The organism is Mucilaginibacter yixingensis, assembly GCF_041080815.1.
In the GTDB taxonomy this organism is placed as follows: Bacteria; Bacteroidota; Bacteroidia; order Sphingobacteriales; family Sphingobacteriaceae; genus Mucilaginibacter; species Mucilaginibacter yixingensis.
This window is the reverse complement of record NZ_CP160205.1, coordinates 5,173,464-5,199,507: the sequence shown is the minus strand read 5'-3', so window position 1 is coordinate 5,199,507 and position 26,044 is coordinate 5,173,464. Positions and strand designations below refer to the sequence as shown.

Sequence of the window (26,044 nt, the reverse complement as noted above, 5' to 3'; positions counted from 1 at the left end):
GACTTTCGGTCTCCCCGACTTCCGGACTAGTTCTGTTTCGCTTCAGCGCGGGCAATATACTCGTCAATTGACTGTGCTTCTACGCTTTCTGGATAGTCAGATTTGATCTGCTTGTAAGTATCAGCAGCAGTTTTGTAATCGTTTTTAGCTTCGTAAACCAAACCCAGTTTTTTCAGATAGAACGGGGTCAGGAATTTATTAGCGCCTTTATCAGCAGCTTTCTGGAAGTAGCTGGCAGCTTTATCATAGTCTTTCAGTTCTACGTAAGCATCGCCTGTACCGCCCAGTGCTTCTGCAGCCACCATGCTGTCTTCACCGTGATAGTTGGTAAAAGCATCAACTGCTTTCTGGAACTCACCTTTGTTAAGGTAAGCAGTACCCAGGTAGAAGTAAGCCAGGTTAGCAGCTTTGGTGTTACCGTAATCGGCAACAATTTTTTCAAAGCCAGGGAAACCGGCATCGCCTTTAATGGCTTTATCCCAGTCTTTTTTCTCCCAGTTGTCTTGCGCAACGTGCATCTGATCTGCCGCTTCAATTTCGCGGGGGCCTAAATACATCTTCTGATAGATGAAGTAAATGGCCACAATAGCAACAATGGCTATTGCAATAAATAACAAGCTTTTCTGATTCTCGCGCACAAAATTACCTGTCTTCGCAATCTCTTTTTCCTGTGTCGGGGTCGCAGCCTTCGCTTCGGTTTTTGACATTCGTTCTAAAATTAAGTTTGCAAAAATACGGTTTTCAAAATCTTTAGCAATACCTTTTAACTTAAATTGTTACAGTTAATTTTTGATTGCCCTGCAAAGGCAAAACCGCGGGCAAAGCCTTACCTTTGTGGCCCGCTATGTATTTGCAGCAAATATCCGTCATTAACTTTAAGAACTACGCCGAAGCCGGATTGAGCTTCAGCCAGGGTGTTAATGCACTTACGGGCAACAACGGCGCCGGTAAAACTAACCTGCTGGATGCCATACATTACCTGTCGCTCTGCAAAAGTTATTTTAACCCGATAGATAGCCAGCAGATTAAACAAGGCTGTGATTTCTTCATGATCAGCGGCGTTTTTGATAAGGGTGAACAGCACGATACCGTGGCTTGCGGCGTTAAACGCAACCAGAAAAAGCAATTTAAACGCAATAAGAAAGATTACCAGCGCCTGGCTGATCATATTGGCTTGTACCCGCTGGTCATGATCTCGCCATACGATATCAGCATTATTATAGAAGGCAGCGAGGAGCGGCGCAAGTTTATTGACAACGTGATCTCGCAGACTGATAACCGTTATCTGGACGAGCTGATCATCTACAATAAGATCCTTGCTAACCGCAACGCACTGCTTAAAAAGATTGCGGAGACGGGCAGATATGATGCCGGCCTGCTCGAAGTTTTAGACGAACAACTGGTAGCATCAGGCAACCGCATATTTGAAAAGCGCCGCGCTTTTATGGATGAGTTTACCGCCATATTTGCCGAGCTTTATAAATACCTGACCGATGAGGCCGAGCAGGTTGACCTGGTATATGAATCGCAACTGCTGCAAACCAGCTTTGCCGAACTATTGATAAAAACAACCGAGAAGGACCGCGTGCTTGAACGCACTACGGCGGGCATCCACCGCGATGATCTGGCGTTTATGGTTCATGGTATGCCGATGAAAAAGTTTGGGTCGCAAGGTCAGCAGAAATCATTTTTGATTGCACTGAAACTGGCGCAGTATACCTTTCTGCACAGGCATACGGGCTTTAAACCCTTGCTACTGCTGGATGATATTTTTGACAAGCTGGATGAACACCGCATTACCAAGCTGATGCAGATGGTATCCAACCATGATTTTGGACAGGTGTTCATCACCGATACCAGCACCGCCCGCGTGTGCCAGGTGTTTGAAAAAATTAACGTGGATGTTAAATTATTTGAAGTAGAAGGAGGACTAGTAAATGCGTAAGCCAAACGATAAAACGCTGAAAGAAGCGATAGAGCAAATGTTTCAGGTCTACAAAATCAAACGCCGGTTTGATGAAACAAATGTAATTGCCGGCTGGCCAGATCTGGTAGGCAAAGCTGTGGCTAACCGCACCAAAGAGATTTTCATCCGCGAGCGAAAACTGTTTTTGCGCATAGAATCATCCGTTATTAAAAACGAACTAATGCTGATGCGAAACCAGATCATCCAGAAAATTAACAGCGAAGCGCAGAGCGAACTGATAGTAGAGATTATCTTCCTCTAAAACCGGCGCGGATAAAGGTAATGTTGTTCCTTTTGTAAATATCGTCACGTATTACAGAATACGTCAGGATGAAAAGGCCCGGCATTAAGAAGGCAAATTGTACCTCCGGGTGATTTTTGAAGATAAAAAGACAGCCAGAAACCAAGCCCACAATAGCTACAGAATACAACAGGTATTTAAATACTACAAACATCTTTTGGTCTCCTTTCTACCTCAATGGCTACAAAGCCTGTGCCATCGGACTATCTAATTGCCTTTAAACTAACGTAAAGATACAACGCACAAGCGTAAGAAACAAAAAAAGCTGTCTGCCTGGGTTATAAAATCTTACAACCCGGGCGAACAGCCTTTTTTATATCAATTAAGCTCCGGGCTTAGAAACGCTCGAAAGCAGAGAAGAAGAAGTTACCTTCAATCTCGGCATTCTCGTCAGAATCTGAACCGTGAACTGCGTTAGCTTCGATAGATTTTGCAAACAGCTGGCGGATGGTACCGGCTTCAGCTTTAGACGGATCGGTAGCACCAATCAGGGTACGGAACTCGGCTACTGCATTTTCTTTCTCCAAAATAGCGGCAACAATAGGGCCTGATGACATGAATTTTACCAGGTCAGCATAGAACGGACGCTCTTTGTGTACTTCGTAAAATTTGCCGGCCAGTTCCGGAGTCAGGTAAGTATATTTTAAAGCAACGGGGGTAAAGCCGTTTTTAATGATCTGATCAAGGATAGCGCCCATGTGTCCGTTAGCAACGGCATCGGGTTTAATCATTGTAAAAGTTCTGTTGGTTTTCATCGTGTTACTGAGCTTTCTAAATTTTTGCGCAAAGGTAAGGTTATTAATTAAAAGCGGGGAGAGTAAATTCAAAAGTTAAAATTGGGGATACATGAGGTATGCCGACCATCGGATGAAGGATCGGCGCCTTGCACGTTATGACAATGCTACAATGACTGTTCGTGCTGACATTAAGTGCAGTACAATTTGGTTCTGTAGCCCGCTCATGGCCGCGGAGGCCTAGTCACTTTTTGCTTGATCAAAAAGTAACCAAAAAATCAAGTCAAAACGATTCCTTCTCCGCGCCCTGCACAAATTTGACGCGCACAGCGCAGTCAAATTTCGTGGCATTCCCGCCAACGCCCGGCCCGGCGTTTTGACAGCCCGGCGCTTTTTGTCTGAACTGGAATTTATGAGTTTTTTATCATTTAATAGGATTCTGGTCAAAACTGTACTGTGCTGAAAATTAATTTAATCTTAAAAATCCTGATTCAAGACAGACTATGGCGCGGTGGCCGACAGCGGGCAGCTTCTGGGCGAAATCAGGCAGAACAAGCTGGGGTGTACGGCTGTAAAGGGCATTCATCTTCGACGCCTGAAGCGATGGCCAGGTGCGCAGCGCAAGCGGGGGCGTTGAAGTGGCGCCCTGTGGTTCTGCCTGATTTGCAGGGCAAGCCCCGTGCGGCAAAAGAAGCATTTCCGCTGTCTTGATTTTTGGTTACTTTGTATCAAGACAAAGTAACGAGCCCTCCCGCGGCGATTGAGGGGGACGGAAGAACAAGAAGCACGGAACCCCGGTTTTAGCACAAGCCCAGCATCATTCACCTCCAAAAACACCCACCACATTATCATTATGTTAAGTTAAAACAAGCTGTTTGCAATCACTTTAAATTGCATATCCGTATTTAATTAATTTATTTATGTTTGCAACTCTTTTTTAAAGGACAGCATGTTAGAGATAGCCTCGCTTAAACAATTATTAACGCAACCGCAAAAGATAGTTATTACCACACACCACAAACCAGATGGTGATGCTATGGGGTCGTCTTTGGGCTTGTACAACTATTTAATACAGCAGGGCCATCACGTAAAAGTGATCACGCCAACAGACTATCCCGACTTTCTGGCCTGGATGCCCGGCAATGGCGATGTATTGATCTATACCACCGATACGGCCCTGGCAGCTAAATATGTAGATGAAGCCAGCCTGGTTTTCTGTCTCGATTTTAACACCCTGAGCCGCATCAATGAACTGGGCGAGGTGATTCGCGCGGCCAAGGCACACAAGGTGATGATTGACCACCACCTGGAGCCCGAAGATTTTGACGATTACCGCTACTGGGACATCAACGCCTGCGCTACTGCACAGCTGATCTACACTTTTATTACCGAAGAACTGCACGGCGAGAAATACATCAACAAAGATGTAGCCGAGTGTCTTTATACCGGCATCATGACAGATTCGGGCTCGTTCCGTTTCCCCGGCACTACTTCTGCCGTACACCGCATTGTGGCTAACCTGATGGATGCCGGCGCGGTAAACTGGCGCATTCATGAATTGGTTTACAGCAACTCATCCGAAGAACGTCTGCGCTTTTTAGGGCATTGCCTGAGCGAAAAACTGGAAGTACTGCATGAGTTTAACACCGCAGTTATTACCGTAACCAGCGAAGAGCTGGGCCGCTACCACGTAAAAACCGGCGATACCGAAGGCGTGGTAAATTATGCCCTGTCTATAACAGGTGTACGCTTGGCTGCGTTTATAGTAGAACGGCCAGACAGGGTGAAGCTGTCGTTACGTTCAAAAGGGGAGTTCCCGGCAAACGAGATCTGCAAAAAATACTTTAACGGAGGCGGCCATCGCAATGCAGCAGGCGGCCACTCAGAGTTAAATCTGCAACAAGTAACTGATCAATTTAAATCTATATTACCTGAGTACAAAACACTATTAATTCAATAACAAGCAATGAAAAAAAACTTAATGTTTCTTTTTACCGTGGCTGTAGCGCTGGCTGCATGTAACAGTGGTTTCAAAAAAGGCCCGGGTGGTCTGCTCTACAACATTCACGAGGACAAGTCTGGCCAGAACATGAAAGAGGGCGATTTTATATATCTCAACATGATCATTAAGAACGATGCCGATTCTGTGATGATGAGTACTTATAACACCGGTCGCGCAATTCCAACCATCCTGCCAAAACCACAAAACCCTGGCGATATTTACGCTGGTTTAGCATTACTGAGCGAGGGCGACAGCGCAACTGTTAAAATTAACGCTGATTCTATTTTCAAAGCAGGACAGCCAAAGCCACCGGGCTTCAAAGGCAAATTCCTGGTTTACCAGATCAAAGTTGAAAAAGTAATTGCCAAAGGCAAACTGGACGACGTAATGTTCCGCAACCGTATCAATGAGTTCTTTAAAGGTCTGGCAGATCAGGCTAAAAAAGAAGAACCAGGTAAAATTGCCAAATACGTTGCTGATAACAAACTGGACGTTAAGAAAACCGCATCAGGTTTGAACTACGTAATCACCAAACCAGGTAGCGGTCCAACCCCGGTAGCGGGCGATACTGTAGAAGTGAGCTATGTAGGTAAATTAACTTCAGGCAAAGCTTTTGAAACCAACATCAAAGCCGAAGCCGAAAAAGATAAGAGCCTGTTTAACCCAATGAACCCTTACAAACCGTTCAAGTTTGCTATCGGTCAGCACCAGGTAGTACCAGGTTGGGACGAAGGTTTATCGCTGATGAACAAAGGCGCTAAAGCTACCCTGATCTTCCCTTCATCACTGGGTTATGGCGAGCAAGGTAACGGCCCAATCGGCCCATTCACTCCGCTGGTATTTGAAGTTGAACTGGTAAACATCATCAAACCAGATCCAAACGCAAAACCGGCTACGCCACCAGCGCCGCCTGCAGCAGCACAATTGCAAGCCGCTCCACCGGTTCAAAAATAATTTTTAGATATTTGCAAACGCCTCCCGGAATGTTTCCGGGGGGCGTTTTGTTGTAATAAGCATACTTATGAAAAAGATAGCCCTTTTAGCGCTGTTGGCGCTGCCGGCATTTTGTAAAGCACAAACGCACACAACCTGGCAAAAAACGCCGCAGGGTGCGCAATACCAGATCTACACGCACAGTGCAGCGCCAAAAATTAAGGTTGAGGACGTAATTACCTTCAACGTGATCCAGAAAACTGAGAAAGACTCAGTGTTGTTCAACTCGTTCACCGTAGGTCACCCAATTAAGCTACAGGTACAACCCAGCCAAAACGTTGGCGATTTAATGCAGGTGTTCCCGATGCTGGCCGAAGCTGATAGCGCCCTGGTGCGCGTACCAACTGACTCGGTTTTTGCCGGTCATGATGAGGCGCGCCCGCCGTTTTTGCCAAAAGGCAGCAATATGATCTTCGTGTTGAAGATTGTAAAAGTACAATCGCTTAACGATGCCATTGCCGAGCGTAACGCTGCCATGGCTAAAATGAAAAACGCCGAAACCACTGCTGCCGATAAATACGTTGCAGCCCACAAGCTTACATTGAAAAGCACGCCATCTGGCCTGAAATATGTGGTCACCCGCGCATCGGTTAAACGTAAAGTACAAGCTGGCGATACCGTGCTGGTAAATTATGCAGGCCGCACCACTGCCGATAAAGTTTTTGATACCAGCTTAGAGCCAATTGCCAAAGCTGCCGGATTGGTACAGCCAGGCCGCACCTATGAGCCTATTAAGGTAGTAGTTGGCCAGGGTTCGGTAATTCGCGGTTGGGATGAAGGTTTGTTGCTGCTGAACGAAGGCTCTAAAGCCACCTTCGTTATCCCGTCTGACTTAGCCTATGGCGAACAAGGCGCAGGTGACGACATTGCACCATTCAGCACCCTGGTATTTGATGTGGAGGTGGTAAAAGCCATCCCGCCAAAACCAAAAACACCGGCCCATCCAAAAACGCCGGTTAAGAAAACAGGAGCAAAAACAGCCACCAAAGCGCCGGCTAAAAAAGCTGCCGCCCCGGTTAAAAAGAAAAATTGACAAAAAGCCTGCTGCTAACAACAGCGGGCTTTTTACTTTTGCAAAATGGTATTAACCGATACACATACCCACCTCTATTACGAAACTGACCCCGTAAAACGCGCAGCGTTGATGAACGCCTGCTTTGAGAACAAAGTAGATCGTCTTTTTCTGCCAAATGTTGATGTGGCATCTATGCCCATGGTGTTTAACCTGGCAGATGCTTACCCGCACAATTGCTTTGCTATGCTGGGGTTGCATCCCTGCGATGTGAAAGACGATTGGCGCCAGCAACTGGAAACCATCGGCGCAGCCATCCCTCAGCGTAAAATTTATGCCATCGGCGAGATTGGTATTGACCTGCATTGGGACAAAACCACGCTGGCCAACCAGATAGAGGCTTTTAAAATTCAGATAGGCTGGGCAAAAGAAAACGGCCTTCCCATCGTTATACATTGCCGGGAGGCCTTTGATGAGGTGTTCCAGGTGCTGGAAGAAGCGCAGGACGAAAAACTGCGCGGCATATTTCACTGCTTTACCGGTACGCTGGAGCAGGCACAGAAAGTAATAGGATTAAATTTTTACCTGGGTATTGGTGGGGTAGTTACCTACAAAAACTCGGGTTTAGATAAAGTGGTAGAACAAATTGATATTAAGCACATCGTATTGGAAACTGATTCACCGTATCTTACCCCCGTTCCTTTCCGCGGCAAGCAGCGTAACCAGAGCGCGTATATTACTTACGTGGCCGATAAGGTGGCCGAACTGCATAACACCAGTATTAAGGCCATTGCCGAAGCAACAACCGCTAACTCCGTAAAAATTTTCGGCGTTTAAGCGATTGCAAAACAATTTGTTATATTTAAATCTTAACCTCAAATTTCCATGAACCAGATACTGATCATTTACACCGGTGGCACCATAGGCATGATGACCGACCCACGCACCGGTGCGCTCAAACCTATCAACTTTGAGCAGATCATGGAAAACGTACCTGAGTTGGAGCGACTGAACTGCCGTATCCGCGTACACTCTTTTGCCGAGATCATTGATTCATCCAACATGAACCCGAAGATCTGGTGCGAACTGGCCGAACTGATTGAGAAAAACTATGCAAAGGTGGATGGTTTTGTGATTCTCCACGGGTCTGATACCATGGCTTACACGGCATCGGCCCTGAGCTTTATGCTGGAGAACCTGGCCAAGCCGGTAATCTTCACGGGGTCTCAGCTGCCTATCAGCGCCATCCGTACTGATGCAAAAGAGAACCTGATGACGGCCATCGAAATAGCCAAGTCTAAGAAACACGATCGCTCGCGCGTACCAGAGGTTTGTATCTATTTTGACTATAAACTGTTTCGCGGTAACCGCTCGTTTAAATATAATTCGGTAAAATTTGAGGCTTTCCGCTCGCCAAATTATCCTATCCTGGCAGAGTCTGGCGTGCACCTGTTGTTCAGCATCAATGATATCCGCCAGCCGCCGGTAGATAAGCCACTGGTAGTGCACAAAGAATTGCTGAACGAGGTAGCGGTATTGAAACTGTACCCGGGTATTAGTCCGAAAGTGGTAGAAACCATTTTAAACTCCGATGTGCGCGGCATCATTATGGAAACATTCGGCGCTGGTAATACCACCACCGACCAATGGTTTATCGATCTGCTGAAAAGTGCGATAGACAAAGGCAAGGTGATCGTAGACATCTCTCAATGTAAAGTCGGCACTGTAGAATTAGGCCGTTACGAAACCAGCAAACAACTCAAAGACGTAGGCGTAGCCAACGGATATGATATGACCTTTGAAGCCGCCGTTACCAAAATGATGTTCCTGTTGAGCCAAAGCAGCGACCCATTGCAAGTAAAAGAATGGCTGGAAACGGATCTGCGCGGCGAGTTGACGATATCGTATTAAAGTATAAGAAAGATGTTCGCTATGGCGAACTTATAGATAGCGATGGGCTTAAAACCCATCGCTATTTGCATTATTAAAGTGCCATTGCAGTCGCTCGCGTCCACGCCACAGGTGTTGAGATAAAAAAAGCGCTGGGGTTGCGCGATTCCCCTCTTGAGAGGGGTGGAGGGGTGTGTCCTTTATACGTGCGAATGACACACCCCTGCAGCCGCGCCGTCGACGCGCGCCCTCTCAAGAGGGGATTTCAACATCTTCCCAACACCTGTGGAGTCCACGCTAGTGACGCCCCCTCGCGGCCTCTGGCCGCCGTAACATGTCCCTCGGCATCATATTAACGTAATTTACCGCTCATTGGCGCCTCTTTAGTTGTAAAACCTTCTGTGGTGCTTTATCTTTATAACTTATCTAAAAAAAGAAGCAGAAAGTCCTCCCCTTTGGGGAGGGTTGGGAGGGGTACTATGCTCATCGACAATCACGGCAGAGAAATAACTTACTTACGCCTGGCGGTAACCGACAGGTGTAACCTGCGTTGTTTCTATTGCATGCCCGAAGAAGGCATTGATTGGCTGAGCCGCGAAGCCTTGTTGAGTTATGAGGAGATGCTGCGCCTTTGCACCCTGCTGGTGGGCATGGGCATCCAAAAGATCCGCATTACCGGCGGTGAGCCTTTTGTACGTAAAGAGATGATGGGCTTTCTACGGCAACTGCGCGGAATTAACGGCCTGAAAGACATCAGCCTCACTACCAACGGCGTACTTACCGCATCGCACGTTCCTGAGTTAAAAGAACTGGGCATCAAAGCCGTTAACCTGAGTTTGGATACGCTGGATGCCGCCCGGTTTTTCAGCATTACCCGTCGCGATGAATTTGCGGCAGTGATGCATACCTTGGATAAATTGCTGAAGCATGACATCGACGTAAAAATAAATGCCGTGGTGATGGATGGCCGCAACACACAAGATATTCTGCCGCTGGTGGCGCTGACCAAAGAGCTGCCCGTCTCGGTACGATTTATTGAAGAGATGCCTTTTAACGGCGACAGCCATGAGTACAACGGCCTGGCCTGGGATTACGTGCGCATTTTGGAGCACATCAAAGGCGCTCATCCCAATTTGGAGAAATTAAAAGACGCAGCAGGCTCTACCTCTTACAATTACCAGATCCCCGGTCACCGGGGAGATATTGGCCTGATTGCCGCCTACTCGCGTACATTTTGCGGCAGTTGTAACCGCATCAGGCTCACACCACAAGGCGAGCTAAAAACCTGCCTGTATCAATCAGGAGGATTAGATCTGCGCCAGCTTTTACGCAATGGCGCCAGCGATGACGAACTGAAACAAGCCATAATAACCAACATGAACCACAGAGCGCTGGACGGCCACGAGGCCGAGCAGCAAGGCAACAGCCATACTGTTCATGAGTCTATGGCAACGATTGGAGGATGACATCAGATTTCGGATTTGAAAGTTTCGATTTCGGATTTAATAATTAAATAAAATTTAAAACGCCCTCTCTTTTGGAGCGGGCCGGGGTGAGGCCTATGACAACCGTACAACAAGCCGATGAACTGATACAGGCCCAGGTGCGCAACTATGGCACCGAACGGGTGCCTTTTGAGTTAGCTGTAGGCCGGGTACTGGCCGAAGACCTAACTGCCGACCGCGATATGCCCGCCTTTAACCGGGTAACTATGGATGGCATTGCCATCAGCTATAACGATTTTAAGAATGGCGCGCGCGAGTTTCACATAGCCGGCACCCAGGCTGCCGGTGAGCCGCCGATAGATATTGATGCCAATGGTCAGTGCGTTGAGATTATGACGGGCGCGGTTATGCCCCAATCGGTAGATACGGTAATCCGTTATGAAGATGTGGAGATGAACGGCAGCACCGCGCTGATTCTTGTTGACCAAATTGAACAAGGCCAAAACCTGCACCTGCGCGGCCGCGACAGGAAACAAGGCGATGTGGTGGCCACCAAAGGCACGCTCATTACACCAGCATTAATCAACACCATTGCTTCTGTTGGCAAAACAGAGGTATTGGTAAACAAGCAACCGCGGGTAGTCATCATTTCTTCGGGAGATGAATTGGTGGAGGTTAATGAAACGCCATCACCCTGGCAAATCAGGCGCTCTAACAGTTACACGCTGAAAGCCGTTTTGCAACAGTATGGATTGACTGCCGACATGCGCCACATCCCCGATGAGCCGCAACAAACCCGCGAGTCTATTGGGCATTGTTTAGAAAACTATGATGTCATCCTCCTCTCGGGCGGGGTGTCTATGGGCAAGTTTGATTATATCCCGCGTGCGCTGGAAGAATTATCGGTAGCCAAGATTATCCACAAGGTACAGCAGCGCCCGGGCAAGCCATTCTGGTTTGGCGCAAGCGCAGACGGTGTATTGGTCTTTGCATTTCCGGGCAATCCGGTGGCTACGTTTATGGGGGCTTACCGGTATTTTATTCCATGGTTGCAAGCCTCGGTAGGCATGCAGACAAAACAGCCTGTTTATGCGGTGCTGAGTGAGGATTTTACCTTCAAACCCGAACTGCAATATTTTTTACAAGTGCAGCTGGGCTATACAACAGAAGGTAAACTGACGGCCAAGCCTATAGCCGGCAACGGCTCCGGAGATTTTGCTAACTTAGCCGATACAGACGCCTTTATGGAACTCCCGCTAGAGAAAACAACGTTCAAAGCCGGCGAGGTTTACAGGGTCTGGTTGTTTAAGTAGAAAGGCAATACCAAATAAGGTGCCGCCTCTCACAATGCCTTAAAAATAAAGGGTATGTCATGCTGAGCGATAGCGAAGCATCTCTGATGCAAATCTCAAAGGGTCGTCCTCAGAGATGCTTCGTTCCTCAGCATGACATATGGGATTAAGATCCTTCCATGGTTTCGGTTTATAACCGAAACCAGAATTAAAAATCAGTGCAATAACCAAAAATGAATAAACTCACCCATATAGATACCGACCACAACCCCGCCATGGTTGATGTGGCTGCAAAGTCCGTTTCTCAACGCACGGCCACGGCCCGCAGCATTGTGAGCCTGCCGCCGGTGGTGTTAGAACAATTGACCGCCAGCGATATGCAAACGGCCAAGGGCTCGGTGTTCCAGGTGGCGATGATTGCCGGGATTATGGCCGCTAAGAAAACCGGCGAACTGATACCGCTTTGTCACCCCCTGGGGCTGGATAACTGCCGGGTAGATATCAGTCTGAATGAGGATAACGATGTGGTGATTGATTGCACCGCCAGCATCACCGCCAAAACGGGCGTAGAGATGGAGGCATTGGTGGGTGCCAGCATGGCTGCCCTCACAGTTTATGATATGTGCAAGGCACTGAGCCATGATATTGTGATTAAAGAAACCAAGCTGATGGCCAAAACAGGAGGTAAACGTGACTTCAAAAGGGCATAAAAAACACACCGCGCTGGTGCGCCCGGCCATGGGTAACTGGGGCCGTAACGAATGGGCTATAGTAGGTGCGCCCTGTGGCGATATTAAAACGCTGGCCGAAAAGATCATCGCAGCACTATCTGGCAAATATGCTATGGCTTATGTAGATGCCGAGCATAACGACGAGCAAACCGCCGTATCTCCCCGCTTGAACAATGGTGCGGTGTTAGAATATATCGATGCCGACGAAGCGCAAAATATTAGTTTGAATAGCGAAGTTAACCCCTTTGCTAAGCGTAAATTACTTGGCGATTGCGATGTGGTACTGCTTAATGGCAACCACCACCAAGGGCAACAGCAGATAGTGGTAATTGATAGCCGCAAGAAAGAATCATTGCGCAAACGATTAGATCAGCTTACAGCAGTAAAACTTTTTCTACTAGCTGACGGCGAAACAGAACCGTTTGATTTTATTAAAGAAGCCATTGCAGATTGGCAACAGATCCCTGTTTTCAAGCTGAGCGAGACGGAGCAGATTGTCAACCTCATCAACAATAGTTTGCAGACAAAAGCACCTGTATTGAACGGACTGGTGCTGGCCGGTGGTAAAAGCGAACGAATGGGCGCCGATAAATCTGCCATTAACTGGCATGGTCGCGAACAACAATATTACATGGCCGATCTGCTGAAGCCTTATTGCCAGGACGTTTTTATTTCCTGCCGAGATGAGCAGAAAGCGGGCATCGACCCCAACTATCAAACCCTTACCGATACTTTTACAGGATTGGGGCCTTACGGCGCCATTCTTTCCGCTTTCCGTCAACAACCAGATAGTGCATGGCTGGTGGTAGCTTGTGATCTGCCGCTACTGGATCGGCCAACGTTAGATGAATTGATCGCGTCGCGAAGCACCAAACATGTGGCCACCACATTTGTGAGTCCGCATGATGGTTTCCCTGAACCATTGATTACCATTTGGGAGCCGAAAAGCTATGCAGAATTATTGTCGTTTTTGGGGCAGGGCTATAGTTGCCCGCGTAAAGTGTTAATCAATACCCATACGCATGTAATTAACCCATCGTTCCCGGAATCACTTACCAATGTGAATACACCCGAGGAACTGGAAAAAGTAAAAACCATCCTTCAACAAAAAAACATCACCGCCTGATGGATGCCAACCTGCTCAGATACAGTTGCCAGATGGCTTTGCCCGGCTTCGGCACGGCTGCGCAGCAAAAGCTGCAGCGGGCCAAAGTGTTGATTGTGGGTGCTGGCGGACTGGGTTGCCCGGCCGCACAATACCTGGCGGCATCTGGCATAGGCGCACTGGGCATTGCAGATGATGACGTGGTGAATATAAGCAACCTGCACCGGCAGATCTTATTTAATCCGGCGGATGAAGGGCGGAAGAAAGCAGAAGTAGTTACAGAGCGCCTGCAACAGCAGAACCCTCAGATTAATGTTACTCCGCACATGTTGCGGGTGGATGCCGTAAACGTCATGGAGCTATTTCAATCTTACGACATCATTGTAGACGCTACCGATAATTTTGAAACCCGTTACCTGCTGAATGATGCCGCCGTACTGCAAGGCAAGCCGCTTGTTTACGGTGCCATTTACCAATTTGAAGGCCAGGTTGCCGTGTGGAACGTAGCTAATGCCGATGGCCGGCGCACACCCAATTACCGCGATCTGTATCCGCAGGTAGATGCTAGTCAAGTGCCAGATTGTGCTGTAGGCGGAGTAATCCCCACACTAGCAGGCGTCATTGGTTGTATGCAAGCTAATGAGGTATTGAAATACCTGACAGGCACCGGCGATCTATTGGCCGGCAAGATCCTCATCTTTGATGCACAAACCATGCAAAGCCGCGTGGTGGGCATCGGCAAAACAACTAAAACCAATATCCAATCACTCCCCCAACCTAAACTCATGGAAACCATCTCTGCTGATGACCTGAAAGCCGCTATGGCTGCTAACGCTGTTGAGTTGATCGATATCCGTACGGAAGAAGAACACGAAGAATTTAACATCGGCGGAGCAAATGTAGAACCCTATTTAATAGAACGCCATCTAAAAACCTTAGATGGCAGTAAACCGGTGGTACTCTACTGTATCATTGGTAAGCGCAGTGCGGCCGTGGTACAAAAAATGCGGGAGGTTTATCCGGGATTAAAAATCTACTCTTTGGAGGGTGGGATTAATCATTGGGAGGATTGACAGGTTGACACTCCTTTTGTTGACATTTATATAGCCAACATGCCACTCCTATGGAGCTCTCTATCAGCTTAACGTTTTTTCTATTAACATACCGTCCCTCCGGGACTTGACTGATTGCTCCCAGCTCCGGAGGGGCGTTATGTTAATAGACCTCGTATATTTTTTCTTATCAGAGCTCTGTAGGAGCGGCATGTTTAATAAACAATCAATAAAACATCACAGCCTCGACGTTTGCGATTTTACATCAAACGCATCGCGTAAGCCAACCGTCACCAGATTAAAAGCATAAACCATTAGCATAATAGCCATGCCGGGCGCCACAGCCAAATAGGCCAGGCCCATAATAATATACCCATAATGCTCGCGAATCATGCTGCCCCAGGTAGGCATAGGCGGTTGTGCCCCGAAACCGAGGAAACTCAGTCCGGCTTCTAACAAAATGGCCGAGGCAAAGTTAGATGAGGCCAGCACCATAATTGGTCCGGCTATGTTGGGCAAAATGTGTTTGGTAATAATGCGGCGGCTGTTATAACCCAACGCCCTTGCCGCTTCAATATATTCGGTTTGTTTAATGGCGATGACTTGCCCGCGCACCAATCGTGCCACCTCAACCCACATGGAAAGGCCAACGGCTACATAAATTTGCCATAAGCCTTTGCCCAACGCAAATGACAACGCGATAACCAGCAGCAGTGCAGGCAATGCCCACAAAATATTCATTACCCAGCTCAACGCGGCGTCGGTTTTGCCGCCATAGTAGCCTGCCAGTGCTCCAAGACTCACGCCAATGGTTAAACTGATGAGTACCGCCATCAAGCCAACGGATAAAGAAACCCTGGAACCCAGGATCAAACGGCTCAACAGATCGCGGCCATAAATATCGGTACCCAGCCAAAAAGTTTTTTTGACGATATTCTCTTGCTCAATCTGCGTATAAAAGCGCTGATAGGTTTGATGCGGACTGGCACCTAATGCACTATGGCCGCTCACCACTTCAAAGATATTGAACGCGTGTCGTTCAGGTCTGTCTTCGGTACCGATGTATTCGTCCACAAGAATAGAATCAGCCGCAAAGCGCCATTTTACAATCGGCACATCGTTATAGGCTTCGGGCGCGCCTGACCAGATTTTATGGAATACATTGACCTTTTCTACCTTGTTACGTTTGTGAACGCGCAAAAAAGTAAAGGAAGTGCCCGGCTTTTTCAGGCTTAGCTGAATGTTCATATCATTAGCCTGCGGGGTACTATCGGGCATCACCAGGTAGCCCAGCAATGACACCATTACAGACAAAACAATAAACACCGCCGCCGCAACAGCCAGCGGATTACGCAAAAACGTGCGCAGCGCGCGCTGTGTGGGTGTTTGATCAGTCAAAGCTTGTGGGCAATTGGCTAAAGATAATTTGAGGAAAGTAAAAAGTTGAAATCTAAAAGTAAAAATACATCATTGTGTATCGAACTTCTTTCAATCGCTCATTATTAAAACTTATTTCAAGTTCAATAGTTAAGCTATTAAGTTGTGTTTGTGTGTCTAACCAATGCGCTCGCGGGTGTGCAATTCGCGAGCGTGAGGGTTAGCAAGTCTTTAAGCACAACAACTCTCCAAGATCCTGATGAAAGCCTTCGCTCAACTGTTCCAATTGCTTGATGAAACCAACAAGACCAATGAGAAGGTGGCCATTCTGCGCGATTATTTCAACAAAGCACCCGATACCGACAAAATGCACATGCTGGCCCTGTTTACCGGCAGGCGGCAAAAACGGCAGATCAACTCTACACACATCAGGCTCTGGGCCATTGAGGCCGCGCACCTACCCACCTGGCTGTTTGAAGAAAGCTACCATGTAGTTGGCGATCTGGGCGAAACCATGGCCCTGCTGATGCCTGCCGCTACCAGCACCAGCAACCTGACGCTTACAGAATGGATGGAGCAGATCAATGAGCTGAGCAATAAGACTGAAGAGGAACGCAAGGCCTGGCTGCTTCAAGCCTGGGCGTCGTTAGATACACAGGAGCGCTTTGTTTTCAATAAATTGATTGGCGGTAGCTTCCGCATAGGGGTATCGGCCAACCTGGTCATCAAGGCACTGGCCGACGTAACTAACCTGGATACGCCCACGCTTACCCACCGGCTAATGGGCAACTGGATGCCTGACAATTACACGTTTGAACAACTCACCCAACCCAACGCTTCGGCAGATGATATCTCACGTCCGTATCCCTTCTTTCTGGCCTATCCGGTACAAGAGACCTCAGAAAAACAAAAGTCGACCGCAGAGCTGCAAAATGCGTTGGGCGATGCCACGGATTGGCAAGCTGAGTGGAAGTGGGACGGCATACGCGCGCAACTGATTAAACGCAACGGCAAAATATTTATCTGGAGCCGCGGCGAAGATCTGGCTACCGACAAGTTCCCTGAACTGCATCCATTTCTAAATGAATTGCCCGACGGCACGGTAATGGATGGCGAAATTCTTAGCTTCCGCGAAGGGCAGCCTTTACCCTTTAATATACTTCAAACCCGCATCGGCCGGAAAAATCTGAGTAAAAAGATCCTGGAAGAAAGTCCGGTAGCACTGATAGCCTATGATTGCCTGGAGTTTAACGGCGAGGACGTTCGTAATAAGCCTCAATCAGAACGGCGTGTTTTGCTGGAACAATTACAGGGCGCAACATCGCATCCAGAAATCTTCCGCATATCGCCGTTAATTAATTTCAAGGGGTGGGAGGATCTGGAGCAAATCCGCACGCAATCTCGCGCTATGGTGGCCGAAGGCATCATGCTGAAACGCAAAAGCGCCCATTACCAGGTGGGCCGCCGCCGGGGCGACTGGTGGAAATGGAAGATTGACCCGCTGTCTGTTGATGCCGTGATGGTGTACGCCCAGAAAGGCCACGGGCGTCGTGCCGACTTATATACAGACTATACTTTTGCCGTTTGGGATGGCGATAAGCTGGTGCCCTTTGCCAAAGCTTACTCGGGCCTAACAGACCAGGAAATTAACAAGGTTGATTATTTTATCAAACGCAATACGCTCGAAAAGTTCGGACCGGTACGCACCGTAAAACCCGAACTGGTTTTTGAGATTGGTTTTGAGGGTATTAATAAATCCAATCGCCATAAATCGGGGGTGGCGCTACGTTTTCCGCGCATCTTGCGCTGGCGACAGGATAAGCCGAAGGAGGAAGCCGACACGTTGGAAACCCTGAAGGCGCTGTTGGGGGAATAACACGCCCCCAATTGTCATCCCGCCTGAAGCATCTTAAACGATACACAACAAATTTAAAGAGCCTTGTCAATTGCGAGCAGGGCTGTGGGTGAAACCGGACGCGAAGCAATCTCGTCGGAGGGGATGGTCGGACACGCAAACCCGCTTTGCATGAGACGAGATTGCTTCGTCACCCTTTATCACATTTCTCCCGCGTTCCTCAACAATGACAAGTGCTTATCTCACTGAGCAATCTTCACACTCACAGAATCAACCTGATTAATTACTTTTTGATCTGCACCAGCGGCTTGCAATTGTTTCAACAGCGCTTCAAAAAACTGTTTGGAGGTACGGTAATAGATCTCTTTGGTATCGCCTTCCATATTTACGCTAAAATCGCGTGCATCGCCGCGATTTACTTTACCGCTGCCGGTGTAGTAGCTATCGGCTTTCTTTAAAAAATCTATTACGGTACTGTAGGTTTTGGCATCGGTTACTACCTGACGCTGAAATTGGGCCCGAGTAGCATCGTCTACATCTTTCATCTTGATGATGGTACGGATAGCTTCGCTATCCGTACGGCTAAACGGTGCTTTTACCTTTTGAGTGCTGATAATTAGCGGAAGTATCGGTTTGCCTTCCGTGCCTGTATGGATAAACTCTATGTAATTGGTTTTAACAACCGTTGTCGTACTATTTTTCTGCTTACACGCCAAAGCACCGGTAAGCAACAACAGCCAGCTATATTTTAACAGTTTCATGGGTAGGTTCTATTTATAAATATCGTTTAACAATCCGGCCAGCCTGATGCCTCCTTGTAAGATGCGTTTGCGTACAATAGGTATTGCCGTACTGTAGTACATTGAATTCAGGCCATGACGTTTGGCCAGATCGGCGTAGATTTGCTCGCTGATGGCGTAGCTTTCATACGCCCACATTAATATATCATCGCTTTGCCAGCGGGCTATTTGTTCGGGCGAGGCATTGTCATAATCGGCCACACGCATATCCAGCGTCAGGGGTTGCTGATCAATCAGCTTGCTGTCCCATACCGCATGCAGATTGGTGGGTTTGCGTGGGTCATTATATACCACTTTGATGAGGTTACCGCCATGATCTTCAGCATGGCTAACGTGCATGGGCTGGTGCATATCGCCAACCAGGTGCACCAAAAACTTGAGTGCCAGTATGCGAGTAAGCTTGCTGGCGGTATCGCTTTTTAAATCATTACAGCATTTAAGCACCGCGCCATAAACATTAGGCTGGCGATCGGCCTTTACTGCCGCTGCAAACTGTTCAAAAGTTAGCCCTCCTTGCAAATCAAGATAATGCCATTTTGCGGTATGCTTAAAATGCAGCGTATCGCGCACCTCGTCAGCATAATTACTGATATCTGCCAGCGAATTTTCGCCAATCAATTCCTGAATATGTTGCCGCGCATTGGGCGTTAAATGTTTTTCTGCAATAGCCGCCACCGTACGGTGACCGGTTGGCCCCCATGAGATACACAGCAGGGCAACAAATACAGGGGTGATAAATACTAATGCCTTTTTCATGAGGTTATCAGCACAAAGATGCAGATATCTGCGGGAAATTTAATCAGGTTGCACGCGGTCTATTTCACATACATCTTAATAAAATTCAGTATCCAGCTATCAACCTGCGCCCGGTCTTCCGGATTGGCAATACCGTGCTGCTCGCCGGGCACCATGTGCAATTCAGCAGTAGCGCCGGCAGCTTTCATTTTATCATACAGTGTTTACGATTGCTGCGGAGGTACGGTATGATCTTTATCACCGTGAATAATGAGCGTTGGAGGCGCATTTTTAGTAATGTATGATATAGGCGACAGCGTATTAACCCACACCGTATCATCAGCCCTACCACCCATCCACGCAGAGGATGCTTTACTGGCTTTGCGGATGGCTTCCCACCTGTTTAAATCCGTCGGGCCATATTTATCAACAATAGCCGAGATATGGAATTTGTCGGTATAGGCACAATTCTGATCGAAACGATGATCATTACCCAACAGTGCAGTCATCAACGCCAGATGCCCGCCAGCCGAGCCGCCCATCACCACCACATGCTGCACATCCAGGTTTAACTTTTTGGCGTTGCCGATGAGGTAGAAAAGCGCACAACGGCAATCTTGTATAGCTGCGGGAGCAGGCGCCACATCGGCCAGGCGATATTCTACATTGGCCACAGCATATTGCAGGCCGAAGAATACGCTGAAATCTTTTTCATCTTCTTTACGGCCATGCACCCAGCCGCCGCCATGGATAAATATTACCAACGGTGTTGGCTTTTCGGCCTTTTGAGTCAGGTAGAGATCCATTTTACCCTGCCATTGCCCGGCAGTGGTATAAACCTGATCGGCCATTAAATGATAGCCATCGGGAGCGGGTAATTGGGCGCTGACCAGGCGAACCATCAGCAAGCAACAAAGCAATAAAAGACATTTACGGTACATGGGCATTAAGATAATCGCACTAAAATATCTAATCTTTTTACTGAAACCGGGCTGCATCAACCTGCCCGCTATTTTATACTCAATGTGGAATTTTCTTAAAACAGGTAAGTAATACAGCTCAGTCGTTTTTGCTATCTTGCATACTACCAACTAAAACCATGACCAAATATCACGTATCTGCATTAGGCGCATTGATGCTTATCTGTAACCTTGCATCGGCTCAAACTAACGTTTTAGCACGGGCTATCGAACAAATCAACCACTATCAAAACGTGAGCTTTAAACAAAGCGTGAAGCAGAAAAACCCTGGCGATGGTTCGTGGACTACCTCATATTATAACTTTTGGGCTAGCCGCAACGCCGACGGAACGGAATACAACAAATCTACAGGCAAATACGGCACTACGGTATTTCAGGGAACCACCAAGATATCGCTCGATCCCAGTCAAAAAACCTATTCCATTAAACGCAATCACGATCTGTACGAAGAAACTCCATATTACTGGGCGAAACAATTTCAGGAAAAGCTGAGCAAGATGCCGGAAAAGATCAGGAACATGCCGGATACGGTAATTAATCAGGCAGCCTGCGCACATGTAGAGATCATTAAATCAGACACCATCGGCGCTCGCTTCATCGAAGATTTCTATCTGAATAAACAGACCAGCCTTCCGGTATTTATTAGACAATTTATGGAGGGAAATTTTAGCATAAGCGGGTCAAAAGCCAGTTTCTCATCAGTAATGATAAACGAGTTTACTTACAGCGATTATCGCGTAAACGATAAAAATTTTGAGGACCTGGCAAAGTTTACCATTCCCGCCGGTTTCTCGCCAGAACAGAAAATAGTACCCCTTGCCGTAAACGATAAAGCACCAGACTGGCAGTTGGCCGATACACATGGCAAGACGGTATCAAACAAGCAATTACTGGGCTCTATCGTTTTGCTCGATTTTTCTTCAAACACCTGCGGACCATGCATCATGGCGCTGCCGGCCATGAAAAACCTGCTCGAAAAGTATGGACAATCTGGCGTAAAAATCTACAGCATTAACACCTCCGATAGCAAAACGGCAGTAAAAGCTTTTATTACAAAAAACCACATTAGCTATCCGGTACTGCTTGACGGCGCCAAAGTGAGCAAGGCATTTAAAATAACAGGCACTCCCTACTTTTTTGTTATTGACGCGCAAGGAAACATAGCCAAAATATTTGATGGCTACGATGACGGCCTTGAACGCCGTTTAACTAAGGCTATAGATAAATTACAGAAAGGCTCATAAAGTAAAAACAGTTTGCACAGGCGCTAATTGTCCCTAACCGGCTTCATGGTACGTAATTCAGGAAAATCCTTGTTCCACTCGCGGGTAATGGGTTTGCTTACCGGGGTAATGAAAATCTCCAGGATGAGCGATACCTCGGCTTCTTTCAGGTGCCCGCCGTGTACTGAATAATCCGACTCGGCCATAGCGATATGCGGGTGCACAATAGGCTTACCCTCAAAATAGCCCAGGTTGCCGTTTAGCGATAACACTTCCATTGATGACAGGAATTTTTTATAGATGTACTTTTTCTGGTCGATATTGTAATAGGCCACCTCGGCATTTTTAACCGCACCTATGCCGGTGAAATAAGCGCCGGGCAGCTTCTCCTTCTCCATAAACGCATTAAGACTGGCCACTACGGGCTGACCGGCCTTGAGCACCAGCAGGTAGCCATTACCATCTTTCCGGTAATCCAGGTCAGCAGCGGTAATGGGTTTAGTTTGAGCCGACAATGACAAGCCGGCCAATAGCAGACAGCAAAAGGTAAGTAGCGATTTCATATACAGATAGATTTTATAGGGGTGATATAATTAGTTTCTAAGTTACAGGTTAAAAGCTTCAAACAAAATATCCCTTTGCTATTGCGAGGAACTGATTGGGGCTTCAAAACATCCATACAAAAAAGAGAGCGGTCTATCAGACCGCTCTCCGCTAATGATTATAATGAAATTTGTTGGTGGCTAAATTATTTTGCCTGCGGCGATACCGTGCTGGCGTTGCTTCCATTCACAATACGCTCTGCCAGCGGCAGATGCTGGGCCTTGATATCGTTCAGTACAAACTGGGCCATAATGCGGGCGCCATAGTCGGTAAAGTGGGTATTGTCATGACGGCCTTTGGGATAGATCGGGTGCTCTGCAGAGTCCAGCTCCATAAAGAGGAGTTTTGAATCTTCCTCTCCCATTTGCTGGTATAGCTCGCGGCTTTTTTTGTCGAGATCAATAACCGGCACGTTTAGCTGCTTGCCCACTTCAAATACAGCGGCAGTATATTCGGTATGTGTTTCCTGCGCCTGGCCACCTTTAAAAACACGCCTGCTCACCGGCGTTACCAGTATCGGGAAAGCCTGTTTGCCGCGGGTCTCGTTAATAAACTTGGTGAGGTTCTTTTTATAATCTGGCACCGAAGTATAACGGGCAGCATATTCTGGCTCCTTAGCCTCATCGTTGTGGCCAAACTGCATCAGCACAAAGTCGCCGGGTTTCAGGCTATCTACAATGGGTTGCCAGCGGTTTTCTTCTATAAAAGTGCGCGAGCTGCGACCACCTTTGGCGCGGTTATCTACAGAGATGGTCTTATCGAAGTAATTGGCAAACGGTGTGCCCCAACCGGTCACCGGGTACCGGTCAATCGGCTGATCGCATACGGTTGAATCGCCAATCAGGTAGACCTTGTTTTTTAGCGGCTGCTTAAGCGTAAAAGCCAGCAGGCAAAGCGCCGCCGGGATAATTATTTTGAGTGATGTTCTGTTTTTCATGATGCTGTTATTTTACACCCCAGTTTGAAGTTACTACACGGCTGTTCAGTTCTGGCGAGAGTTTGCGCAGATCGGCCAGTACAATTTCGGCCATTTTACGGGCACCCAGCTCGCTAAAGTGGGTATTATCCGTCTTGCCATTGGGGTAATTAGGGTTCTCACCTGGCTTCAACTGATTATACAGATATTTAGATCGCTCCGGACCAAATTTCTGCAGCAGTTCCATGCTCTCCTTATCCATATCTACCAGCATTACTTTCTTCTCGGCAGCAGCTTCGCGCACCAGCTCGGCGTAGCGCTTGTGTGTATCCTGTTCAACGCCGTTGGCATCAAAGCTGCGGCGGGCTACCGGGGTAAGCAGCACAGGGATGGCGTTCTTTTGGCGCACCTCATCTACATAAGTTTCCAGGTTTTTTTTAAACTCGGTCTCGGTAGTGGCAGCGGCCTTGGTAGGCACTTCATCGTTATGGCCAAACTGGATGAGCACGTAATCGTCAGCCTGCATTTTATCGGCAATCTGTTTCCAGAAGCCATCGGTAACAAAGGTGCGGGTGCTGCGGCCGTTCTGTGCGCGGTTAACAATGGTTACCGTGCTATCAAAAAAGTTATTAAAACGCGTGCCCCAACCGGTTTCGGGGTAGGCGCTTACACGTTTGTCGGCCATGGTGCTATCGCCGGCTAAATAAATGGTGATGTGTTTTTTGGGCGGAATAAAAGCCAGCCCGGCACAACTCAGCAACACAAGCGCTGAGAGGTTTTTGAGTAATGGTTTTTTGGCGGGTTTCATAATATATTATATGCTACATTAATTTGACGCAGACCGGCATTGGCGCAGCCACTCTGCAATATTTCACCTTTGGACACGGCTGAGTCTGCAGGTATTGAGTCTAGAAAAAGGAATAACTTGTTTATTAATTGTTGTTGCAAACTTATTAAAGTTGATGGTAAAGCGTGTCTGAAAATCGACCAAAATGGTTTAAAAACAGAGCAGGGGAGCAGTATGAAATAGTATTGTTACATGCAATGGACCTTTGCGCGCCCCTCGACGATGCTCAGGATGACACCCAACGCACTTTAAAGTCTGAGAAGAAGACAAATAGAATCCGTATTAAACAACAAAGGCTGCCATTTTAAGGCAGCCTTTGCTTTATGCTGAGAATAAATTAAACGCCCAAATCTTTGATAATGGTGTCAATCTTCTCTTCTAACTGCTGGTCGGTTTCTTTGTAAGCATCTTTGCTGCTTAGTTTACCGTTTACGCTGCAATAGAATTTAATTTTAGGCTCGGTACCAGACGGGCGGGCAGAAATGATGCTGCCATCCTCGGTAATAAACTGCAATACGTCTGATTTTGGCAGCTCGATTGGTTTAGTAGTGTTGCTGGTCAGATCGGTTTCTACACGTAACTCATAATCTTTCAGCGTTACTACTTTTGAACCACCTAAGGTTGCAGGAGGGTTGGTGCGGAATTTCTCCATCATGGCTTTGATATCTTCTGCACCGGTTTTACCTTTTTTGGTGATCGAGATCAGCTTTTCTTTGAAGAAACCGTATTGCACATAAGTTTCCAGCAGGGCTTCGAACAAGCTGCTGCCTTTATCTTTGTAGTAAGCGGTCATTTCGGCAATAAACGCGGCCGAAATAACGGCATCTTTATCGCGCACCAGCTCGCCAATCAGGTAGCCGTAGCTTTCTTCGCCACCGCCGATAAAGGTTTCTTTACCTTCCAGTTGGGTCATCAGCTCACCAATATATTTAAAGCCGGTCAGCGTGTTAAAGCATTTTACTTTTTTTGCTGCCGCGATGGTATCAATCAGGTTTGAGGTTACAATGGTTTTAACAATGTACTCTTTGCCGGTTAGTTTGCCAGCCTCTTCCCACGCGCTCAGCAGGTAGTTGATCAGCATGCTGCCGGTTTGGTTACCGTTGAGCAGGATAAACTCGTTATCGGTATTTTTAACGGCAATACCTACGCGGTCGGCGTCAGGGTCTGTTGCCAGTACCAGGTCGGCATCAACATCCTGTGCTTTTTTCAGCGCCAGGGTTAAAGCCTCTTTTTCTTCAGGGTTAGGATAAACCACCGTTGGGAAGTTACCGTCAGGCGTGGTTTGCTCATCAACCAAAATCACGTTTTCAAAACCGAAGTTTTCCAGCGCTTTTGGTACCAGGGTAATACCTGTACCGTGGATAGGCGAGTAAACGATCTTCAGATCTTTCTGACGTTTGATGGCCTCTTTAGAAACTGAAAGCTCGGTGATTTTCTCCAAGTATGAGTTATCAATATCTTCAAGAATCAGTTCGATGTTCTCTTCAACACGGTCAAACTTAACTTCGTCGATGCTTTTGATGGCAGCAACTTCGGCCATTACCGCTTTATCTTCCGGAAATACAAACTGACCGCCATCGGCGCCATAGGCTTTGTAGCCGTTGTATTCTTTAGGATTGTGTGATGCAGTAACCATTACACCGCTTTTGCACCCCAGTTGACGGATAGCGAAAGACAGTTCTGGAGTTGGGCGCAGTTCTTTAAAAAAATAAACGTGGATGCCGTTGGCAGAAAACACCTCGGCAGTGATGCGGGCAAACAAGTCTGAGTTGTTGCGGCTATCATGTGCAATAGCTACACTTACTTTCTCGCCCGGATATTTCTTTTTCAGGTAATTGGCCAGGCCTTGAGTGGCAGAGCCGATAGTATATTTATTGATACGGTTTGAACCCGGACCCATTGTACCGCGCAAGCCGCCGGTACCAAACTCCAAATCGCGATAGAAGGAGTCGGTTAACTCGGTATAAGCGTTATCGTCAAGCAGTTGCTGAATTTGCTGTTTTACGTCCGCATCGTAACTTCCCTGAAGCCATGCGTTTACTTTTTCTTGAATAGATGGGTCTAATGACATTGTTACTGGATGAGAGATTGTACGGGTAAAATTACAACTATCAGCCCTAATTGTTGTAATAAATGTCATATTAGCCCTCCAATATTGCTTGTTTTAATATTAATTTAACATTGA

General features: G+C 47.4%; 24 protein-coding genes and 1 pseudogene. 14 read left to right on the top strand and 11 right to left on the bottom strand.

The window, feature by feature from the left end; translation table 11 throughout:
* Positions 1–26 precede the first annotated feature (26 nt).
* Complete coding sequence (locus ABZR88_RS21655) at positions 27–707, bottom strand: tol-pal system YbgF family protein (protein ID WP_107831463.1); 681 nt, start codon at positions 705–707, stop codon at positions 27–29.
* A gap of 137 nt (positions 708–844) precedes the next feature.
* On the opposite strand from ABZR88_RS21655, the gene ABZR88_RS21650 reads away from it, so the two are divergent.
* Together ABZR88_RS21650 and ABZR88_RS21645 are read left to right on the top strand one after the other, a co-directional pair.
* Positions 845–1,945 carry a DNA replication/repair protein RecF gene (locus ABZR88_RS21650; RefSeq protein ID WP_107831528.1) on the top strand — a complete coding sequence of 367 codons (1,101 nt, stop codon included), beginning with the start codon at positions 845–847 and terminating at the stop codon, positions 1,943–1,945.
* Entirely contained in the window at positions 1,938–2,228 is a 291-nt protein-coding gene (locus ABZR88_RS21645) for a DUF721 domain-containing protein (RefSeq protein WP_107831465.1), read from the top strand. The genes ABZR88_RS21650 and ABZR88_RS21645 overlap by 8 nt, the downstream gene beginning before the upstream one ends.
* On the opposite strand, the gene ABZR88_RS21640 is transcribed toward ABZR88_RS21645, so the two are convergent.
* Entirely contained in the window at positions 2,215–2,421 is a 207-nt protein-coding gene (locus tag ABZR88_RS21640) for a hypothetical protein (RefSeq protein WP_107831467.1), read from the bottom strand. The two genes, ABZR88_RS21645 and ABZR88_RS21640, sit on opposite strands and share 14 nt — an antisense overlap.
* A 181-nt stretch (positions 2,422–2,602) precedes the next feature.
* Complete coding sequence (locus tag ABZR88_RS21635) at positions 2,603–3,022, bottom strand: nucleoside-diphosphate kinase (RefSeq protein WP_107831469.1); 420 nt, start codon at positions 3,020–3,022, stop codon at positions 2,603–2,605.
* 928 nt (positions 3,023–3,950) lie between these two features.
* Between ABZR88_RS21635 and ABZR88_RS21630 the strand changes: the two genes are divergently transcribed.
* From ABZR88_RS21630 to ABZR88_RS21585, 10 genes are all read left to right on the top strand, one after another.
* Complete coding sequence (locus ABZR88_RS21630) at positions 3,951–4,961, top strand: bifunctional oligoribonuclease/PAP phosphatase NrnA (protein ID WP_107831473.1); 1,011 nt, start codon at positions 3,951–3,953, stop codon at positions 4,959–4,961.
* Positions 4,962–4,967: 6 nt separating this feature from the next.
* Positions 4,968–5,957 carry an FKBP-type peptidyl-prolyl cis-trans isomerase gene (locus ABZR88_RS21625; protein WP_107831475.1) on the top strand — a complete coding sequence of 330 codons (990 nt, stop codon included), beginning with the start codon at positions 4,968–4,970 and terminating at the stop codon, positions 5,955–5,957.
* A 67-nt stretch (positions 5,958–6,024) separates the two neighbouring features.
* Positions 6,025–7,029, top strand: coding sequence for an FKBP-type peptidyl-prolyl cis-trans isomerase (locus ABZR88_RS21620; protein ID WP_107831477.1), 1,005 nt, complete (start codon positions 6,025–6,027; stop codon positions 7,027–7,029).
* 45 nt (positions 7,030–7,074) lie between these two features.
* Positions 7,075–7,845: a TatD family hydrolase gene (locus ABZR88_RS21615; RefSeq protein WP_107831479.1), complete on the top strand. Its 771-nt coding sequence runs from the start codon at positions 7,075–7,077 to the stop codon at positions 7,843–7,845.
* 48 nt (positions 7,846–7,893) lie between these two features.
* The gene (locus ABZR88_RS21610; protein WP_107831481.1) at positions 7,894–8,919 is read left to right on the top strand and encodes an asparaginase; all 1,026 of its coding nucleotides are present in this window, start codon (positions 7,894–7,896) and stop codon (positions 8,917–8,919) included.
* Between the two features lie 458 nt (positions 8,920–9,377).
* On the top strand, positions 9,378–10,364 hold the full coding sequence (gene moaA / locus ABZR88_RS21605; RefSeq protein WP_107831483.1) for a GTP 3',8-cyclase MoaA: 987 nt from the start codon (positions 9,378–9,380) through the stop codon (positions 10,362–10,364).
* Positions 10,365–10,459: 95 nt separating this feature from the next.
* On the top strand, positions 10,460–11,656 hold the full coding sequence (locus ABZR88_RS21600; RefSeq protein ID WP_107831485.1) for a molybdopterin molybdotransferase MoeA: 1,197 nt from the start codon (positions 10,460–10,462) through the stop codon (positions 11,654–11,656).
* 212 nt (positions 11,657–11,868) lie between these two features.
* Positions 11,869–12,345, top strand: a complete 477-nt coding sequence (gene moaC / locus ABZR88_RS21595) for a cyclic pyranopterin monophosphate synthase MoaC (RefSeq protein WP_107831487.1) — start codon at positions 11,869–11,871, stop codon at positions 12,343–12,345.
* A complete protein-coding gene (locus ABZR88_RS21590) occupies positions 12,326–13,492 on the top strand; it encodes an NTP transferase domain-containing protein (RefSeq protein WP_211309877.1) in 1,167 nt (388 codons plus the stop codon). Before moaC ends, ABZR88_RS21590 begins: the two co-directional genes overlap by 20 nt.
* The gene (locus tag ABZR88_RS21585) at positions 13,492–14,544 is read left to right on the top strand and encodes a HesA/MoeB/ThiF family protein (RefSeq protein WP_107831489.1); all 1,053 of its coding nucleotides are present in this window, start codon (positions 13,492–13,494) and stop codon (positions 14,542–14,544) included. The genes ABZR88_RS21590 and ABZR88_RS21585 overlap by 1 nt, the downstream gene beginning before the upstream one ends.
* Positions 14,545–14,760: 216 nt before the next feature.
* On the opposite strand, the gene ABZR88_RS21580 is transcribed toward ABZR88_RS21585, so the two are convergent.
* Positions 14,761–15,921: an ABC transporter permease gene (locus ABZR88_RS21580; RefSeq protein ID WP_107831491.1), complete on the bottom strand. Its 1,161-nt coding sequence runs from the start codon at positions 15,919–15,921 to the stop codon at positions 14,761–14,763.
* 238 nt (positions 15,922–16,159) lie between these two features.
* Here ABZR88_RS21580 and ABZR88_RS21575 point away from each other — a divergent pair, with 238 nt between their 5' ends.
* Positions 16,160–17,776 carry an ATP-dependent DNA ligase gene (locus ABZR88_RS21575; RefSeq protein WP_107831493.1) on the top strand — a complete coding sequence of 539 codons (1,617 nt, stop codon included), beginning with the start codon at positions 16,160–16,162 and terminating at the stop codon, positions 17,774–17,776.
* Positions 17,777–17,997: 221 nt separating this feature from the next.
* Here the strand turns inward: ABZR88_RS21575 and ABZR88_RS21570 are convergent, their stop codons facing one another.
* From ABZR88_RS21570 to ABZR88_RS21560, 3 genes and pseudogenes are all read right to left on the bottom strand, one after another.
* Positions 17,998–18,516: a hypothetical protein gene (locus tag ABZR88_RS21570; RefSeq protein ID WP_107831495.1), complete on the bottom strand. Its 519-nt coding sequence runs from the start codon at positions 18,514–18,516 to the stop codon at positions 17,998–18,000.
* A 9-nt stretch (positions 18,517–18,525) separates the two neighbouring features.
* Positions 18,526–19,311: a S1/P1 nuclease gene (locus ABZR88_RS21565; protein ID WP_107831497.1), complete on the bottom strand. Its 786-nt coding sequence runs from the start codon at positions 19,309–19,311 to the stop codon at positions 18,526–18,528.
* Between the two features lie 59 nt (positions 19,312–19,370).
* Positions 19,371–20,096: pseudogene (locus ABZR88_RS21560) on the bottom strand (alpha/beta hydrolase fold domain-containing protein).
* A 293-nt stretch (positions 20,097–20,389) separates the two neighbouring features.
* Between ABZR88_RS21560 and ABZR88_RS21555 the strand changes: the two are divergent.
* Positions 20,390–21,514: a TlpA disulfide reductase family protein gene (locus ABZR88_RS21555; RefSeq protein WP_107831501.1), complete on the top strand. Its 1,125-nt coding sequence runs from the start codon at positions 20,390–20,392 to the stop codon at positions 21,512–21,514.
* Positions 21,515–21,537: 23 nt separating this feature from the next.
* On the opposite strand, the gene ABZR88_RS21550 is transcribed toward ABZR88_RS21555, so the two are convergent.
* The 4 genes from ABZR88_RS21550 to ABZR88_RS21535 all read right to left on the bottom strand — a co-directional run bounded on the left by ABZR88_RS21550 (position 21,538) and on the right by ABZR88_RS21535 (position 25,930).
* A complete protein-coding gene (locus tag ABZR88_RS21550) occupies positions 21,538–22,056 on the bottom strand; it encodes a PPC domain-containing DNA-binding protein (protein ID WP_107831503.1) in 519 nt (172 codons plus the stop codon).
* A gap of 185 nt (positions 22,057–22,241) precedes the next feature.
* Positions 22,242–23,033 carry a rhamnogalacturonan acetylesterase gene (locus tag ABZR88_RS21545; protein WP_107831505.1) on the bottom strand — a complete coding sequence of 264 codons (792 nt, stop codon included), beginning with the start codon at positions 23,031–23,033 and terminating at the stop codon, positions 22,242–22,244.
* Positions 23,034–23,040: 7 nt separating this feature from the next.
* Complete coding sequence (locus ABZR88_RS21540; RefSeq protein WP_107831507.1) at positions 23,041–23,820, bottom strand: rhamnogalacturonan acetylesterase; 780 nt, start codon at positions 23,818–23,820, stop codon at positions 23,041–23,043.
* Positions 23,821–24,196: 376 nt separating this feature from the next.
* On the bottom strand, positions 24,197–25,930 hold the full coding sequence (locus ABZR88_RS21535) for a phospho-sugar mutase (protein WP_107831509.1): 1,734 nt from the start codon (positions 25,928–25,930) through the stop codon (positions 24,197–24,199).
* Positions 25,931–26,044: the final 114 nt, after the last annotated feature.

What these genes read in the sequence shown, in the direction of transcription:
- ABZR88_RS21655 (WP_107831463.1), bottom strand. Translation starts at nt 707, where the DNA reads ATGTCAAAAACCGAAGCGAAGGCTGCGACCCCGACACAGGAAAAAGAG.
- ABZR88_RS21650 (WP_107831528.1), top strand. Translation starts at nt 845, where the DNA reads ATGTATTTGCAGCAAATATCCGTCATTAACTTTAAGAACTACGCCGAA.
- ABZR88_RS21645 (WP_107831465.1), top strand. Translation starts at nt 1,938, where the DNA reads ATGCGTAAGCCAAACGATAAAACGCTGAAAGAAGCGATAGAGCAAATG.
- ABZR88_RS21640 (WP_107831467.1), bottom strand. Translation starts at nt 2,421, where the DNA reads ATGTTTGTAGTATTTAAATACCTGTTGTATTCTGTAGCTATTGTGGGC.
- ABZR88_RS21635 (WP_107831469.1), bottom strand. Translation starts at nt 3,022, where the DNA reads ATGAAAACCAACAGAACTTTTACAATGATTAAACCCGATGCCGTTGCT.
- ABZR88_RS21630 (WP_107831473.1), top strand. Translation starts at nt 3,951, where the DNA reads ATGTTAGAGATAGCCTCGCTTAAACAATTATTAACGCAACCGCAAAAG.
- ABZR88_RS21625 (WP_107831475.1), top strand. Translation starts at nt 4,968, where the DNA reads ATGAAAAAAAACTTAATGTTTCTTTTTACCGTGGCTGTAGCGCTGGCT.
- ABZR88_RS21620 (WP_107831477.1), top strand. Translation starts at nt 6,025, where the DNA reads ATGAAAAAGATAGCCCTTTTAGCGCTGTTGGCGCTGCCGGCATTTTGT.
- ABZR88_RS21615 (WP_107831479.1), top strand. Translation starts at nt 7,075, where the DNA reads ATGGTATTAACCGATACACATACCCACCTCTATTACGAAACTGACCCC.
- ABZR88_RS21610 (WP_107831481.1), top strand. Translation starts at nt 7,894, where the DNA reads ATGAACCAGATACTGATCATTTACACCGGTGGCACCATAGGCATGATG.
- moaA (WP_107831483.1), top strand. Translation starts at nt 9,378, where the DNA reads ATGCTCATCGACAATCACGGCAGAGAAATAACTTACTTACGCCTGGCG.
- ABZR88_RS21600 (WP_107831485.1), top strand. Translation starts at nt 10,460, where the DNA reads ATGACAACCGTACAACAAGCCGATGAACTGATACAGGCCCAGGTGCGC.
- moaC (WP_107831487.1), top strand. Translation starts at nt 11,869, where the DNA reads ATGAATAAACTCACCCATATAGATACCGACCACAACCCCGCCATGGTT.
- ABZR88_RS21585 (WP_107831489.1), top strand. Translation starts at nt 13,492, where the DNA reads ATGGATGCCAACCTGCTCAGATACAGTTGCCAGATGGCTTTGCCCGGC.
- ABZR88_RS21575 (WP_107831493.1), top strand. Translation starts at nt 16,160, where the DNA reads ATGAAAGCCTTCGCTCAACTGTTCCAATTGCTTGATGAAACCAACAAG.
- ABZR88_RS21570 (WP_107831495.1), bottom strand. Translation starts at nt 18,516, where the DNA reads ATGAAACTGTTAAAATATAGCTGGCTGTTGTTGCTTACCGGTGCTTTG.
- ABZR88_RS21565 (WP_107831497.1), bottom strand. Translation starts at nt 19,311, where the DNA reads ATGAAAAAGGCATTAGTATTTATCACCCCTGTATTTGTTGCCCTGCTG.
- ABZR88_RS21555 (WP_107831501.1), top strand. Translation starts at nt 20,390, where the DNA reads ATGACCAAATATCACGTATCTGCATTAGGCGCATTGATGCTTATCTGT.
- ABZR88_RS21550 (WP_107831503.1), bottom strand. Translation starts at nt 22,056, where the DNA reads ATGAAATCGCTACTTACCTTTTGCTGTCTGCTATTGGCCGGCTTGTCA.
- ABZR88_RS21545 (WP_107831505.1), bottom strand. Translation starts at nt 23,033, where the DNA reads ATGAAAAACAGAACATCACTCAAAATAATTATCCCGGCGGCGCTTTGC.
- ABZR88_RS21540 (WP_107831507.1), bottom strand. Translation starts at nt 23,820, where the DNA reads ATGAAACCCGCCAAAAAACCATTACTCAAAAACCTCTCAGCGCTTGTG.
- ABZR88_RS21535 (WP_107831509.1), bottom strand. Translation starts at nt 25,930, where the DNA reads ATGTCATTAGACCCATCTATTCAAGAAAAAGTAAACGCATGGCTTCAG.